This window comes from Streptomyces sp. NPDC039480 (genome assembly GCF_055597165.1).
Map to the genome: position 1 here is coordinate 1,364,739 of NZ_JBVITX010000001.1, position 15,387 is coordinate 1,380,125.

A 15,387-nucleotide genomic window follows, 5' to 3' on the forward strand; every position below is an offset into this window, starting at 1 on the left:
CTTCGGGGTGGTTCCCTCCTTGTGGTCATGACGAGAAGCTGATCGGTGGCATCGCCAACGGCACCTGGGGCGGCGCTCGGCTTCCTGAGGGAGAGGCACCGTGGGGACCATCGAGCACATCGTGTCCAGGCACCACCCCAGGTTCGTGGTCCCGGACGTCCATCTGGGGCTCGGCCGGGACGACAACGTCTATCTGGTGATCGGCGGCTCGCCGGACGGCCGGGCGCTACGGCTCGCGCCGGACGGCTCGGCACAGCGGTCCGGGAGCGTCGGTTACGCGGCGTTGGCGATCACGGCCGACGCCGAGGGTGTGATCGCGACCGCCGAGACCCACTACCCGCACCGGATCGACTTCTGGGACGAGGAGTTCAACCGGCTCGGCAGCATCGATGACTTCACCGGCAACACCACGGACGGCTACTTCGCCCCTTCGGCCGTCGAGGCCGCCCAGTCCGGCTGGTTCTACGCCATCGACCAGCACCGCAGGCAGGTCGTCCGGCTGAAGCCCGGCACGGTGGACCAGCGCATCACCCTCACCGGGCTCGACGAGGACGCCACGTCCAAGGGGGGACCGGTCGGGCTGCGGGTGGCCGAGGGCCTCGGGCTGCTCTGCACCGCCTGGCCCGCGCCGGCCGGGACCGGACTCGTCTGTGTCTCGAAACTCGACGGGACGCACGTGCGGACCATCAAGGTCCGGCCCGCGGGTGCCGCCTTCGGGGGGTACGACGTGGGCGACGACGGCCGGCTCCACGTCTCCACCGGGCCGCCGAAGGACCCGGAGCGGCGCCAGGTGACCGTCTACGACACGCAGGGTCAGCCCAAGTGCACGGTCACCCTGGCCCTGCCCGACGACCCGTACAGGGTGCAGGACCTCAGGGTGCGCGGCACGCACTATTACGTGAAGCGCAACGACCCCAAGTACCTCTTCGAGGTGTATGACCGCGACGGAAAGCTCGTGCGACGCGTCGGTGCCGACATCGAGCGGCTCTCCGTGTCGTACGAGGCGGACGAGTGGACCGCCGGCCGGAAGGTGCCGCTCACGATCGCCCATGAACGGGGCCGGTGGTCCGACGACCCGCGCTTCCGGGTGTGGCTGCGGCCGCTCGGCGTACCGGAGTTCACGGAGCTCCCGCTCACCGCGGGCGCGGTCACTCCGCCCGCCGACGCCCGCGGCCTGTACCACCTGCGGGTGTCGCCCGACGTCGCCGGACGGCTCAGCGAGTACGTCGTGGACGGCGTCGTCGAGATCCGGACACCCGACAGCACCAAGGGCTCCCTGTCGGTGATGACCTGCCGCGTCGTCACCGGCAAGGACGGCGTCGAGACGTTCACCGCCCTGAACCGCCTCTCCTACGGCCGGGGCGAACCCATCACCGTGCGCGTCGTGGCCCGGGTGGCCGACGGCACGCCGCTGCCGGGCGGCGCGCGCCTGCGGCTGCTGCGGGACGGGACGGAGGTCCGCGCCGACGATGTCACCCTGACGGACGGCGTGTGCCGCCTGAAGTACACCGCGGAGTACACCGCCACTCTGGCGCCCGGACGGTACGTCGTCGACGCCGCGCAACTGCCCGGCTTCACCGTCGCCCCGCAGTATCTGGACCTCGGCCCCGGTCTCGTGCGGCGGCCGGACTTCCACATCACGTGGTACAGCGACATCTACGCCAACAACCACGCGAGCATCCCCTCCGACCCCCGGGACGTCGTCAGGAACCATTCGACGCAGCGCCTGCCGATCTTCGCGGACCTCCCGGACACCGTCGACGACCACGTCGCCAGAGCCGAGAAGCTCGGCCTCAACCTCTTCGTCGACCGCCTCGGCCTCCAGTGGCCCGCGTCGTTCAAGGATGCAGCCGATGCCACCGTCGTGGCCCGGCTGAAGCTCTCGAAGACCGCCGTCCACTGGGACAAGGCGACGTTCGAGGATCCCGCCCGCCGCACCATCGCCAAGTACGGTGCCCGCGGCATGGAGGAACAGGCGGTCCTCTACGCAAACGACACCTATCTGCCCCTCAGCCGGCCGGTCAACCACGAACCCCGCAAGCAACCGGCGTTGGACAGCGACCTGCTGAGCGCCACCGACAGCCTGCACACCTACGCGGCATTCCGCGGCTGGACCTGGGGCGCGAACTGGTGGGTACCGGACCTCGGCGCGGCCGCCACGGAGAACGAGGAAGAGCGCAAGAAGTACACCGACGCGCTGAAACTCGTCGAGGAGCCCGGAGGCTGGGCACCGATCCTCGACACCGTCACCGACCGCACGATCGCCCTCAGGCCCGCGGACGCGGCCCGGTTCCGCTCCGTCCTGAACAGGGGCTTCCCGGGCCTGGTCACCGCGATGACCGGCCCCTACCGGGCGCCACAGACCCTGCCCCCTGTCACCTTCGCGCCCACCGACGAGATCGACCTGCACTACCAGGGCGAGCAGCTCCAACTCATGGGCGCCACCGCCCACATGGTCGACTACTACCGGCGCCCCGGAAAGCCCGCCTGGGGCCACCCGGAACTGTTCAACGACGACGGCACCGGCGGCATGATCCTGCCGACGCTGCTGCAACAGGTGATGCGGGGCGCCAACGGCACCGGCATGACCGGCGACCAGGGCGCCTACCACCATGAGGGCCTCGCGGCCCTCGACGAACGCGGCGCAGGCAGCGGCGGCAGGCCGGGCGACCCCCGCTCCGGCGGCGCGGGCCGCACGTCGATGCTGCGCGCCGCGTTCGACCTGTGCGCCCGCCTCGGGCCCACGACCGCGGGCGCCCGCAACGCCGACCGTGTCGCGATCGTCGTCTGCGCCCGCATGCAGCGCCTGGAGACCTGGCAGGGCTTGACAAGCAAGTACTTCATGCGGCTCTTCGAGGCGTACACCGCCTGCCTGTACGCCCACCGCCCGGCCACCTTCGTCTTCACCGAGGACGTCAGCGCCGATGTCCTGCGCGGTTACGACGCCGTCCTGCTGATCGGCCAGCGCGTCGACCCGGACCCGCGCCTCGCCACCGCGCTGACCGAGGTGAGCCAAGGACCGGACGCCGTGCCCGTCTACGCCGACGACAGCTGCGTCCAGCGCCACCGGGACGCCCACCGCGCCCTCGGCACCGCCTTCACCCGCGTCGAGAACGACGAGACGCCACAGAGCGACGACGATTCCTACCGCCGCTTCCGCCGGATCCACCTCGACCAGGCGGCCAAGGTCACCGCCGCCCTCAAAGACGTCGTCCCTCCGGTCGCCGAGTGCGACAACCCCGAGGTGCTGCTCAGCGAGCGGAAGGCCGGAAGCACCACGTACATCTGGGCGGTCAACAACACGCTGCTCGACTGGGAGCCGGGCCTGGTCTGGCGCGTGGGCCTGCGGTGCGGCCACCGGGTTCCCGTGCAGGCGAAGCTGAAGGTGGCGCTGCCCGCGCTGCACCAGGTCGTCGACGTCCTCACCGGCGAGCGGATCAGCCTGCTCGGCGGGGAGTTCACCGCGGATCTGCGCACCGCCCCCGCCCGGCTCTACGCCGTCGTACCGCTGACGCACGACCCGCTGCCGCCCCCGGCCGACTACGCCTTCGGCCCGCACGTGCGCGACATCGCGGTCGCCGCCGACGGCCGCACCGCCGCGCTCACCGCCTTCAACTGGGACCAGAACCTCTACGGCATCGACCTCGCCACCGGCACCACACGCTGGCGCCGCCGCCTCGGCCACCACTTCGCCTACGCCCCCAGCGCCCCCGGCGGCGGCTTCGCCGCACAGGGCTTCGACGTGCACAGCGCCGAGGGATACCACCTGTACGTGCTGAACACGGACGGCACGCCCCGGCGCCGTTTCGCCCTCTTCGGCCTGCCCAAGAAGGCCACCGACTGGATCAAGGGCGAGTGGGGCCACGACTACGGCCTGAACAACTTCGCGGCCGCGCCCGGCGGTTCCTGGATCGCCACCTCCGGCGACCTGGGCCTCGCCCTCTGGGACAACGAAGGCACCGAGGCGCGCGAGAGGTGGGCGCACGAGTGGTGGAAGACCGGCGAGCGGACCCCGCTGCGCCTGCTCGCCCTCGACGACGCCACCCTCATCACCTTCGCCGCGAACACGATCACCGGACTGTCCGCGGCGAACGGCGCCACCCTGTGGTCGATCCCGACCGCCCGGGGAAGCTTCGGCGGCGGCGTCGTCAGCGCCGACCGGCGTACGGCGGTGATCTGGTCGGACGCGGACGGCGGCCGCGTGTACGTGATCCGTGACGGCACCCTCGTCAACACCATCCCCACCGCCGCCGGCGAGGTCTCCGTCAGCGCCGACGGCTCCTTCCTCGCGGTCACCTTCCGCAACCAGCTCAAGGCGTACGACGCCGGGCGCGGACTGCTGTGGACGTACACCGGGGACGATCTGCTGCGCCGCCCCCGGGTCTCCGCGGACGGCGGCCGCGTCGCCGTCGGCAGCGAGCTCGGCACCCTCGCCGTGCTGCGTCGCGACGGCACCCCGCTGATCACCAAGGACCTCAAGGCGCTGCCCGTCCCGGCCTGGCTGCCCGACGGCGGCCTCCTCGTCGCGACCTGGGCGGGCACCGTGCTGCGCTACACCGCCGGCCTCGACGAACGCTGGCGGACCCGGCTGACCCCGTCCGAGACCGACATCCGACCCGAACTCCTCACGCCCGACCCCGTCCCGGTGGTCCGCCGCGCGGGCTGGGGCAACACCACGGCACCCAAGGACCTGACACCCAACCTCATCACCACCACCTCCGCCACCCTGGACGTACGCCTCGTCAACCCGACCCGGTACGTCGACCTCAACAAGCAGAACGCGATCACCCTGCTCACCGACGGCCGCGCCGACCCGCCGGCCAACCCCTGGGTGCCCTGGTCGGCCATCGGCGCCATCCGCATCCAGGACGGGCAGGAGCTCCTGTTCACCGTCGACACCTTCCGCACGCAGGTCCGACTCACGGGAGTGACCTTCGCCGAGGACCCGGCCCACCCCGATTCCTGGTTGCGTGACGTCCAACTCCAGTGGTGGGACACCAGGGCCGGGCTCTGGAAGGACGGCCCGAAACTCCTCTCCGACACGGGCCCCGTGCACACCCACACCTTCGAGCCCCTGTCCTCCTCCCGCTTCCGGCTGCGCACCACCGGGGGCGGCGGCTGGCCCGTGGGCAACATCCGCCTCGGCGAACTCGTCTTCCACGGCACCGTGGTGGGCAACTCGCACCGGGACGTGCTGGACGACCACCCGCTCGCCGTCCTCTTCGACGACCGGGAGGACGACGTGCGCGACATCGTGGAGGACAGCGCGGCCGCCGACATCCAGCGCGGCGACGCCGCCGTCGGGACCGGGTGCCTGCGGCTGAAGAAGGCGGTGGAGCGGTACCCCACGGCGCGGGGCCCCTACGGACACGCCATGCACGACTGGGACTTCAGGATCGTGGAGAACCCGAGCGCCCCGGGCCGGTACCGCTACCTCCAGTTCGTCTGGAAGGCCCTCAGCCTCCGCACCTCGGGGATCAGCGTCCGGCTCGGACCCGCGAAGTCCGCCCCCGTCTTCTCGGCATCCATCGGCGACTCGCGCTGGCCACCGCAGACGTCCCTGGTCGAGAAGCGGTTCGAGGGCCGCGTCCCCGTCGACTGGGAGCTCGTACGGATCGACCTGTGGAAGTTCACCGCCGGAGCGGTCAAGGTCATCGACCAACTCGCCCTGCGCAGCAACGGCGACGGCGCCCTGTTCGACCAGATCGTCCTCGCCCGCACCGAGGAACAGCTGCCGGACCTGCCGCTGCCCCGGTCGGCGTGACGGCTGCGGGCCCGGCCATCGATCGGGTGACCAAGATGCCCTCTTAACGTGAGTTGAGACGGTGGCGGGTCTGGCGGACGAGTTGGCGGGCGCGTCCCGCGGTCAGCACCGACCGCAGGGGGGCCAGGGGGCGCAGCGGCGTGCCGAGCAGGCGCGGGTCGAGGTACGGAACCCAGCCGGTGGCGCGCGGGTGGTAGCGGGGCGGGCCGAGGCAGATGCGCTTGGTGACCACCCACCGGGTCTCCGGCCCGCTGTTGGGACGAGTGGCATGGAGATGGTCGCCCGCGAAGAGCAGCAGGTCACCTGGGTCGAGCTCGATCTCCACCGGTTCGCCGATCGCCTGGCCGGGGAGCAGTCGTACGCCGTCGTGGTGCAGGGAGCGCCGATATGCCGTGGGCCAGATGAGCAGGCCGTTGTCACGGCGGATCCGGCTGAGGGCCATCCAGAGGTTGACGGAGTTGACGGCCGTGTTGAACCACGAGTCCACGTGGGCGCCGGTCGGGATCATGAAGCCGGTGTACCTGTCCAGTTCTTCTTCCCGGCCGTGGACAGCGGTCCTCGGGGGCATGATCCGCACCCCCAGGTGGTCGCTGACGTACACCTTGCGGCTCTGCGGCGGGAGCAGGTCGGCGAAGCGCAGCAGCAGGTGGCGTGCGGCGGGCCTGAGGCGACGGTCCAGGTCGTCGCGGACGTCGCGCAACTGATCGATCCCGGCGACGGTGTGGATGTGTTCAAGCCCTCGCTCCGACACCTGCTCGGCGGCATCCGGCGAGACGGCGGAGGCGATGGCCGCCAGGGCCGCTCGGGTCCATGAGTCCGCGGAGGTGAGCCGGGCGAGACCGCCCCGGACGACCACCAACCGGCCGTCGAGGACGTGGCGGAGATCGAGCTGGTCGAGGAAGCGGTGTGAGGTCACTGCGGGCAAGCTGCTTCTCCCCTGTCTCAGAGCTGTTTCAGGCGGGTGGCTTGGCAGCGCGGAGAGAGAAGGACAGCGGCATGGACGGCAGCCCGTCCGGCAGCCGCCACCAGTAGTCGTCGTGCTCCACCATGCAGGGAAGCAGCCGCCAGCCCACGAAGGGCCATTCGTGAAGGAACTCGATGGTCAGTCCCGCGGCCGCCAGGGCGCTGACGATCTCACCGAGTGAGTGTCCCCAGGCGTATTCGACTCCCGGCACCTCATGTCCCGGCACCGCTTTCGGACTGCGGTACTCGAAGGCAAGAGGCTCCGGCTCACCGAAATACGAGTAGCGGAGCCGCAATTCAGGAGTGTCGAGCCGGTTGTCGAGCATCCACGCCGCGGGGTGGGACTCGAAGACGTAGACGAAACCGCCCGGTGCGAGGAAGTGGGCGACGACCTCGGCCCAGCGGCGCAGATCGGGCAGCCAGCCCAGCACGCCGTGCGAGGTGTACACGATGTCGAAACGGCCGTCCAGATGGGCGGGCAGCGCCAGGACGTCCGCCTCCACGAAGACCGCCGACGGGTCGATGTCGGCGGCCAGGGAACGCGCCGTCGCCACGCCCTCGGCGGCGAAGTCGACACCGGTCACCCGGGCACCCAGCCGCGCCCAGGAGAGTGTGTCGACGCCGACATGGCACTGCAGGTGCAGCAGCGAGCGGCCGCGCACCTCGCCGACCTCGGCACGCTCGAGTGCGCGCATGCGTGAACCGCCGGCCCGGAAACCTGCCAGGTCGTACTGCGCCGATGCGGCCTTCAACGGCGTCCACAGGCGCCACAGTTCACGATTGTCGCGCAGGTACGCCTCTGGATCGCGCGCCCCGCTGGGCGGCTCCACCGCGCTCACGCGGGCAGCTCGTACACGCTGACGTGATAGTTGCTGCTATCGGTGAACGGGACGCCGGACCAGCCGCCGAACCGTTCGCGCAGTCGCAGGCCGGCCGCGGCGGCCATCAGGTCGAGTTCGCCGGGGGAGGCGTAGCGGAAGGCCACCCGGATGTGTCGGACGACGCCGTTGTGGACGACCTCGTAGTCGGAGGTGTAGCGCTGGGTCGACGGGTGGATCCGGCGGGTCCGGGTGACCGGGTCACCGCTGGCGGTTTGGACGGGCTGGGCACCGGCCCCGGCTCCGGCGGCCAGGACTTCCGGAAGGTGGGCGTCCAGCACGAAGAGCCCGCCGGGGAGCAGCCGCGCCGCGGCCCGTGTCAGGCAGTGCGTCTGCGCTTCCTGGGAGGTCAGCTCGAAGAACGTGCCGTTGACCACGTAGATCACCCCGAACCGGCCCTCGTGTGCCACATCGGAGAAGTCGCCGATGCTGATGGCGATGTCTCTGCCTCCGGGCTTGGCGCGGAGCTGTTCGACCATGGCCTTCGCGGCGTCGACACCGTGGAGTTCGTGCCCGAGTGCGGCGAGTGGAAGTGCTATCCGCCCCGTGCCGATGCCCAGTTCGAGCAAGGGCCCTTCCGGCGCGGTCGCCGCCAGCCGGTCGAGCAGGGCCACTGTGGCGTCGGTGGTGGCCGTCGGCGGCGTGAACCAGTCGTCGTAGTGGTCGGCCAGGTCCACGGCGTAATCGGGACTCGGTGGCATGCTGCTCCTCTGTGAGTGGTTCAGCCGAAGGGGTGCGGCGGAACGCGCGAGCCGGTGGGGGAGGCGGACGGCAGCGGCAGGGCGCCGGGGGCGATCAGCCGGACGACGGCCGTGCCGGAGGCGGCGAACGCGGTGGGGGTCGTGTCGACCGCGATGACGTCCTGACCGGTGTGCTCGGCGAGCAGGCGCACAGGGTCCACGGGTCCTTGCCCTGTCGGGCGCTGGTCCACGGGTCCTTGCCCTGTCGGGTGCCGGTCCACCAGTCCCTGCCCCGCCGGGCGCCGGTCCGCCGTGGCGAGCGGCAGCCAACGCGCCATCGCGTCCTGGCGGCCGAGATACGCCCACACCGCGTGCTCGACCGCGGAGACCGGCGCATCGCCGGGCAGGGACCGCCCACGGACCCGCCGGGCCGCCGGCGTGCTCATGCTCCAGCGCACCATGAGCGCCTCGTGGGCCGCGCGGGCGATGAGCTGCGCGTCCTGCCCGGCAGGTCCGCACCGAGCACCGAAAGTCTGCTCACGGTGCTCGGGCGTGTGCAGACAGACCGCGACGGCGTGGGAGCCGGGCGCGGGCAGGGTGAAGGCGGTCGCCCGCAGTCCGAGGTGCTCGCACACGCGGCGCAGGGGGAGGGGGAGTTCGTCGTGTACGGGGCGGTGGCGGGGCGGATGCCGCGCCGGGTCCTGCCAGCTCAGGCGGAGCAGATCGCGTTCGAGTGTCTCCCACGCGGCGTGCTCGATCGCCGTGCTCCGGTCGGGGTGGGCCGCGAGGCCCGTGGAGCCGGCCCGGTCCGGCGCCGCGCAACCCGGAGGCGGACGGTGCTGCAGAAAAGCCAGCCCGGCCGGAACCAGTACTTCCGAACCGGAGAGCAGAGAGCGCCCGGTGACCCAGAGCCGGCGCACGGACCGGGTGGCCGGCCCGGACCAGGGCGCCGGGTCCAGGGCGGGAGCGCCCCGCCGGACCAGCTCGGCGTGATCGGTGAGAAGCGCGCAGTCATCCTCGGCGGCGCGGGCCGCCAATACGTTGCCCATACGTTCTAGCAGCTCGCCGCGGGCCCGTACGGCGACGTCGTCAGGGTGGGCCCCCGAAGCGCTGCCGATCAGGACGTGGTCACCGCCGGCGCTGTCCGTGGCGGCGAACAGCGCGCTGCGCGCGGCCACCCGCCCGAAGAGCACCGCGGGTTCGACGGGGAACGGCGCGAAGACCTGAGGTTCCCACCTGGTGGGCGCGAAGGGAGCTGTGGGCTGAGGCATCGGCGTGGCTCCGGGGTGTCGGGTCAGACGGCGGTGGTCCTCAGCAGGGCGGCACACTCCTCCAGCACGGTCAGCCCGGGTCCGGTGAGCAGTGGTGCGCGGTCCCGCAGGGTGCCGATCGCCTGCCGTGCCCTCTCCGCCAACAGGGCCCGACGGGCCTCCAGCGCGTCCGCGGCCGTGGTGTCGGTGCCGAGAAGCAGCGCGTAGAGCACGCTGCTCCGGGCCAGGACGACCATTTGCTGGAACAGCCCCGCCACGGGCCGGGAATCGGCGCGCAGGGGAGTGCGGACGTGCTGCGCGGAGCCCGCGGCCGGGGTGAGGAAAGGAGTGCTCAGCTGGGCGGCGTTGCAGCGGGTGTGGGTGCCTTCGTGCACCAGTGCCTCCGCGCACCGCACCGGACCGGGCAGCCCGCGTGGACTGGTGCGCAGCCGTGACCGGTTGACATAGATCGCACCATGGGTGGCGAAGTCGGTGAAGCCGTCGATCGCCGGTCCCTCCAAGAGGGCCACTTGGGCAACACCGATACGCAGTTCGCCCAGCATCCGCGGCCAGGCGGCCGCAAGCCGAGCGACGCTCTCGTCGAGCACGGCCCGCTCCGGTGGCTGCCAGGACACCACGCGGGAGCCCCCGGCGGCGTCGGCTGCGGGGGGCAGGGCGGACAGTGCGCGGGTCACGGAACGGACGAGGTGGGGGGACGGCTCCGCGGGCGCCAGGCTCTCGCGAGGCTTGGGGGCACGCAGGTCACGCACGTCAGGCATGTCGCGCAAGATCGTCGAAGGCGCGACTCCTGCATCCTTCTGAAGGGTGAACGCTGCCGTCACCACGGCGGGATGCGCCTCCGGCGGCGCGGGGAGTCCGGCCGCCGTCAGGACGGAGCAGACCACTCGGTGGACCGCTCCCTCGTCTCGCACCGCCTCGCGCGTGTCGGGTGCTACGCGCAGCACCTGCTCACCTCCACGCGTTCACTCTCTCTCCGGGGCAAGGGCTCTCCGGTTCTCCGGGGTGAGGACTCCCCGGGGCAAGGGCCGTGGCCGGCGAGGCCCGTCCTTCGGCGGACTGCGGGCTCCGACGGAACGGACCTCGCCGGCAGGAGCACCGGCGCAACGGGCGGGTGCGACCTGTCAGGACCGCTCAGTCCTGGTCCGGAATGTCGATCATGAGCGCGTACTCGGGGAGCTCCTCGGTGACCTGCTCGATGTCCTCGTTCTCCACGATGTCCTCCATGACTGCTCGCGGGCCCGGTGGAGGCGTCGGGTGACGCCCTGATCAGAAGTACCGCACGGCAGGACGGCACACCATCGACGCAGGCACGGCCGGTGCGGGAACCGGACACCCTCGGGTTTCCGTGCTCCGGCCCGCCCACCACGGCATGGAACAGGCGAACGACCGTCCGGTGACCGGCCCTTGTCGATGCGCATGTGACGCATGGGGCGCCAGGCACCCTCTCGGCCCGGTAAATCTGGCTGGCAAGAGTGAGGCCGGGCCGGCCCGTGCGCTGCTGTGCGCCCCTGCGTGCCACGGCCGCCCGGCGGGCGGCATTGTGCCCCGCGGCCCGGCTGCGGAGCATGGGTGTCCCTCACCAGCATCCCGGAGGCCCACCCAGTCATGCGGATCGCCTATCTGCACTCCGGCAGCATCCCCTCGCTCTACGCGAACGGCGTCCACGTCATGCGGATGTGCGACGCCTTTACCGACGCGGGGCACGAGGTCGTCCTCTACGCGCTGCCGGGAACCTTGCCCGCCGGTGACGTGCACCGCTACTACGGCACCCGCAACCGCTTCGAGGTGCGGAACATCGCTCAGCCCGCGCTGCCGGGCCTCGGCGTATGGCTCCGTGCCCGGCGGATCCGCGCCGACCTGCGCCGACGAGGCACTCCGGACCTGCTGTACGGACGAGACCTGCGCGCCCTGCTCGTCTCGTCGGGCCTGGCCCCTCTGGTGTACGAGACACATCTCCTGTGGCCGCGGCGGACCGTCCGGAGGATCGAAGGCGCCCTGTTCCGCAGAAGGGACCTGCGACGCGTGGTTTTCGTGTCCCAGGCGCTCGCCGACGACTACCGCCGCGTCTTTCCGGAGCTCGACTCGTCGCGGTGGACGGATCTGGTGACGGCTCATGACTGTGCCGACCCCGCCCCGGCCGACGGACCGGTGGCAGACCTGCCGGGCCGCCCGGACGCGCCGAAGATCGGCTACGTCGGTCATCTGTACCCGGGGCGCGGCACCGACGTCATTCTCGAACTCGCCGCACGTGTACCCGAGGCCGACTTCCACCTGGTCGGCGGCACCCCGGCCGACCGCGCGCACTGGCAGAGCCGCTGCACACGCTCCAACGTCCACTTCCACGGGCACCTCCCGCCCGCCGAACTGGCCCCCTACCAAAGGGCGTTCGACATCGTCCTCGCGCCCTACCAGCGCAGGACGTACTGCGCCGGAGGCGTGGGCGAGATCAGCCGGTGGGTGTCGCCGATGAAGCTGTTCGAGTACATGTCCTACGGCAATGCTGTCATCGCCTCGGACCTGCCCGTACTCCGGGAGATCCTGACCGACGGAGTCAACTGCCTGCTCTGCCCGCCGGACTCCACCGAGGCCTGGGCGGCCGCGGTCAAGAGGCTCATCGGTGACGCGGACCTGCGCGCCACCCTGGGCGGCGAGTCGCGGCGGCAGCTCCACGAGCGGCACACCTGGCGGATCCGGGCCGACCGGGTGCTGACCGGGCTCGGCGACACCACCGGGTCCCGGCGCTGATGCGGGCCGTGGTGACCGGCGCCGCCGGCTTCATCGGCTCCCACCTCTGCGCCCACCTGCTCGCGGCCGGCGACGGCGTCCTCGGCATCGACTCGCTCACCGACTACTACGACCCGGCCCTCAAGGAACGGAACCTGCGCGAACTGACCCCGCACCCGTCCTTCGCCTTCCACCGCGCGGACCTGCTGGAAGCCCCTCTCGAAACCCTCGTCGACGGAGCGGACGTCGTCTACCACCTGGCGGGGCAACCAGGCGTACGGCCGTCGTGGGGAAAGGACTTCGAGCTGTACGTCCGTCGCAACGTACTGGCCTCGCAGCGGCTCCTGGAAGCAGTGAGGGGCCGGCCTCTGCGCAAGTTCGTCTACGCCTCCAGCTCCTCCGTGTACGGCGACGCCCCGGTCTTTCCCACGGGCGAGTCGGTGTGCCCCCGGCCGCTCACACCGTACGGCGTGACCAAACTGTCGGCGGAACATCTGTGTGAGATCTATCGGATCACCTATGGCCTGCCCGCGGTGTCACTGCGCCTGTTCAGCGTGTACGGCCCACGGCAGAGGCCCGACATGGCCCTGTCCCGGCTGATCGAAGCAGCCCTGACCGGAGGATCCTTCCCGCTCTACGGCAACGGCGAGCAGATCCGCGACTTCACCTACGTGCACGACGTCGTCACCGCGATGCGGGAGGCGGCCGGCTCCTCCTTCACCGGCGTGGCCAACCTGGGCGGGGACGCCCCGGTGTCCATGAAGCACACCATCGCGGCCGTCGAGCGCCTCGTCGGCCCGGTGCACCTGGACCCACGGCCCAGCGGTCGCGGCGAGGCCCGGCACACCGCGGCCGACATCACCCTGGCGGCACGGGCGTTCGGGTACCGGCCCCGCACGGAGCTGGACGACGGCCTGACGGCGATGGCCGATCAGACCGTCCGTGATCTGGCGCACCGGCCCGAGCCCGGAACCGCCGGCCCGCGAGCCCCGCGGACAGGCGTCACGTGACCGGCGGCATCCCCGGTGCAGCGCCGAACCGCTCCCGTCCACGGCCCAAGGTCTTCGGCATCGGCCTGTCGCGCACCGGCACCCGCTCGCTGACCGCCGCGCTGCGCACGCTGGGTTTCGACATCGTGCACTACCCCTCCGACCTCGCCACCTACCGGACCCTGCTCGCCGGCACTGGGCGCTTTCCGCTGCTGGCGGACCATGACGGAATCACCGACATCAGCGTGGTTCCGTACTACGAGGAACTCGATCTGCACTGGCCCGGAGCCAAGTTCATCCTGACGGTCCGGGAGGAGCAGGACTGGCTGCGCTCGTGCGCGACGCACTGGGCCCGGCCGGTGGACAGCAAGACCGACCGCGGCGAAGGCTATCCGGAGATGCAGCGCTTCCTGCGCGCGGCCGTCTACGGATGTCACGCATTCAACCCGGAGCGCTTCGCCCGCGTCCACCGCCACCACGTCGAACAGGTGCTGCGCCACTTCGCGGGCCGGGACGACGACCTGCTCGTCCTGGACATCGCCGGGGGCGAGGGCTATGAACGGCTGGCGCCCTTCCTGGGCATGGAGGTCCCCGACCGCCCCTTCCCGAACGTCAACCGGCCCTCACCCGCTCAGGACCGGCCATGACCGGCGCGATCCACACCCTCCCCGGCGACTGGTCACCGCCCGCCGGCCGTCCGGTCGACCTGGTACTCCGCACGGTCGGCGAGCGCACCACCCACCTCGCTCTCGGCCTCGCGATCCGGCACATCCGCCCACGCCGGGTGCACATCGCCGAGAACATCCGGCCGCTCGCCCGTGCCGTGGACCGCCAGGTACACATCGACCACGAGGGCGCCTCGCACGTCGTCCACGTCGACGCCGACTGTCTGATCCTCGAGGACATGAGGCCCTTCCTCGACGCCAACGACCTGGCATACGTCGACTCCTTCGTGCACGACCGGTTCCGCGGCCGGGTCCACTGCGGCGTGCACATCACCCGGACCGACCTGGTCCGGGCCATGCGGGACGTGGACGTCGAAACGGAGGCACAAGCGGCGGGGCGCGGGCCGACGCTGCGGCCCGAGGCCTTCCGGCGGCACCTCGCCCGGCGTGATCTCCAGCCCGACGTGCAGCTGAAGGGCTTCCACATCCTGCACGACCACTTCCAGCACTATCACGACCTCTTCGCCAAGTACGCCCTGCGCGAGGTGCGCAGCCGCACCGAAAGCGGACGCGCGGTGCTGGAGTCGGCCCTGCTGCGCTGGGACGACGATCCGGACTTCATGGTCGCCAGAAAGGCGATACGGCACAGCCGCTCGGTGGTACCCGCCGATGTCACCCCGCACGCGCTGGGCCGGTACCTCGACGGCCTGCCCGAACTGGCGTCCCGCGTGGTCGGGGAGCTGCGCCTGCCCGACCGGCCCCGGCTGACCATGGCCGAGGTCAGGAAGACCGTAGCCCGCGCCCCGCAAACCCTTGGCCCCGCCGCCGACCGGCCCAAGGTGTTCTCCCTCGGCCTGCCCGGTACGGCGACCCGGAGCCTGGTCGAGGCCCTCCACCGGATCGGTTTCGACCTCGCCCACCACCCGCTGGGCGCGGGGGACCTGGCGGCCCTGCGCCGCCGCGACGGCGACTTCCCGGCGCTGCGGCACTACGACGGCCTCACGAGCGTCTTCGCCCTCGCGTCCCTGCCGGCCTTGGACGTGCGGCATCCGGGGGCGCGATTCGTCGTCACCGTACGGGAGACGGAGAGCTGGCTGCGCGCGGTGGAGCGGCTCTGGGACACCGGCTGGCCGGCGGGGGCGCCCGCGGCCGAGCGGGCCGCCCACAAGGAGGCGGTGTATCTGTTCCGTACGCGGATCTGTGGCGGGGAGACCTTCGACCGGGTGCGACTGGCTCGGGTGTATCAGGAGCAACTCGCCCGCGTACAGCGTCATTTCGCTGGGCGCCCCTCGGATCTGCTGATGCTGGACATCTGCGCGGGGGAGGGCTGGGAGAAGCTGGCCCCTTTTCTCGGCCGGCCGATTCCACCGGGGCCGTTCCCGAGAGGGTGAAACCTTCCACGGTGCCGGTCATCCGCACGTGGGGTTTCTCTGCCCGGAGAGGTGGGATGTCC

At 71.5% G+C, this 15,387-nt stretch carries 10 protein-coding genes; 5 read left to right on the forward strand and 5 right to left on the reverse strand.

Going from position 1 to position 15,387, the window contains the following annotated elements:
• Window positions 1-100: 100 nt before the first annotated feature.
• Window positions 101-5,764, forward strand: coding sequence for a WD40 repeat domain-containing protein (locus tag ACZ56E_RS05500; protein ID WP_471211288.1), 5,664 nt, complete (start codon window positions 101-103; stop codon window positions 5,762-5,764).
• A gap of 43 nt (window positions 5,765-5,807) precedes the next feature.
• Here the strand turns inward: ACZ56E_RS05500 and ACZ56E_RS05505 are convergent, their stop codons facing one another.
• Genes ACZ56E_RS05505 through ACZ56E_RS05525 form a run of 5 tightly spaced genes read right to left on the reverse strand, consistent with a single transcriptional unit; the run spans window position 5,808 to window position 10,314 of the window.
• Window positions 5,808-6,680, reverse strand: a complete 873-nt coding sequence (locus tag ACZ56E_RS05505) for a phytanoyl-CoA dioxygenase family protein (RefSeq protein ID WP_471211290.1) — start codon at window positions 6,678-6,680, stop codon at window positions 5,808-5,810.
• Between the two features lie 37 nt (window positions 6,681-6,717).
• On the reverse strand, window positions 6,718-7,566 hold the full coding sequence (locus tag ACZ56E_RS05510) for a class I SAM-dependent methyltransferase (RefSeq protein ID WP_471211293.1): 849 nt from the start codon (window positions 7,564-7,566) through the stop codon (window positions 6,718-6,720).
• On the reverse strand, window positions 7,563-8,306 hold the full coding sequence (locus tag ACZ56E_RS05515) for a class I SAM-dependent DNA methyltransferase (protein WP_471211296.1): 744 nt from the start codon (window positions 8,304-8,306) through the stop codon (window positions 7,563-7,565). Before ACZ56E_RS05515 ends, ACZ56E_RS05510 begins: the two co-directional genes overlap by 4 nt.
• A gap of 20 nt (window positions 8,307-8,326) precedes the next feature.
• Window positions 8,327-9,556 carry a YcaO-like family protein gene (locus ACZ56E_RS05520; protein WP_471211300.1) on the reverse strand — a complete coding sequence of 410 codons (1,230 nt, stop codon included), beginning with the start codon at window positions 9,554-9,556 and terminating at the stop codon, window positions 8,327-8,329.
• 23 nt (window positions 9,557-9,579) lie between these two features.
• Window positions 9,580-10,314 (reverse strand): aKG-HExxH-type peptide beta-hydroxylase, encoded by a 735-nt coding sequence (locus ACZ56E_RS05525; RefSeq protein ID WP_471211302.1) that lies wholly within the window; start codon window positions 10,312-10,314, stop codon window positions 9,580-9,582.
• An 811-nt stretch (window positions 10,315-11,125) separates the two neighbouring features.
• On the opposite strand from ACZ56E_RS05525, the gene ACZ56E_RS05530 reads away from it, so the two are divergent.
• Genes ACZ56E_RS05530 through ACZ56E_RS05545 form a run of 4 tightly spaced genes read left to right on the forward strand, consistent with a single transcriptional unit; the run spans window position 11,126 to window position 15,325 of the window.
• A complete protein-coding gene (locus ACZ56E_RS05530; protein ID WP_471211304.1) occupies window positions 11,126-12,301 on the forward strand; it encodes a glycosyltransferase family 4 protein in 1,176 nt (391 codons plus the stop codon).
• A complete protein-coding gene (locus ACZ56E_RS05535; RefSeq protein WP_471211307.1) occupies window positions 12,301-13,290 on the forward strand; it encodes an NAD-dependent epimerase/dehydratase family protein in 990 nt (329 codons plus the stop codon). Before ACZ56E_RS05530 ends, ACZ56E_RS05535 begins: the two co-directional genes overlap by 1 nt.
• On the forward strand, window positions 13,287-13,916 hold the full coding sequence (locus ACZ56E_RS05540) for a sulfotransferase family protein (RefSeq protein ID WP_471211308.1): 630 nt from the start codon (window positions 13,287-13,289) through the stop codon (window positions 13,914-13,916). The genes ACZ56E_RS05535 and ACZ56E_RS05540 overlap by 4 nt, the downstream gene beginning before the upstream one ends.
• On the forward strand, window positions 13,913-15,325 hold the full coding sequence (locus ACZ56E_RS05545) for a sulfotransferase (protein ID WP_471211310.1): 1,413 nt from the start codon (window positions 13,913-13,915) through the stop codon (window positions 15,323-15,325). The genes ACZ56E_RS05540 and ACZ56E_RS05545 overlap by 4 nt, the downstream gene beginning before the upstream one ends.
• Window positions 15,326-15,387: the final 62 nt, after the last annotated feature.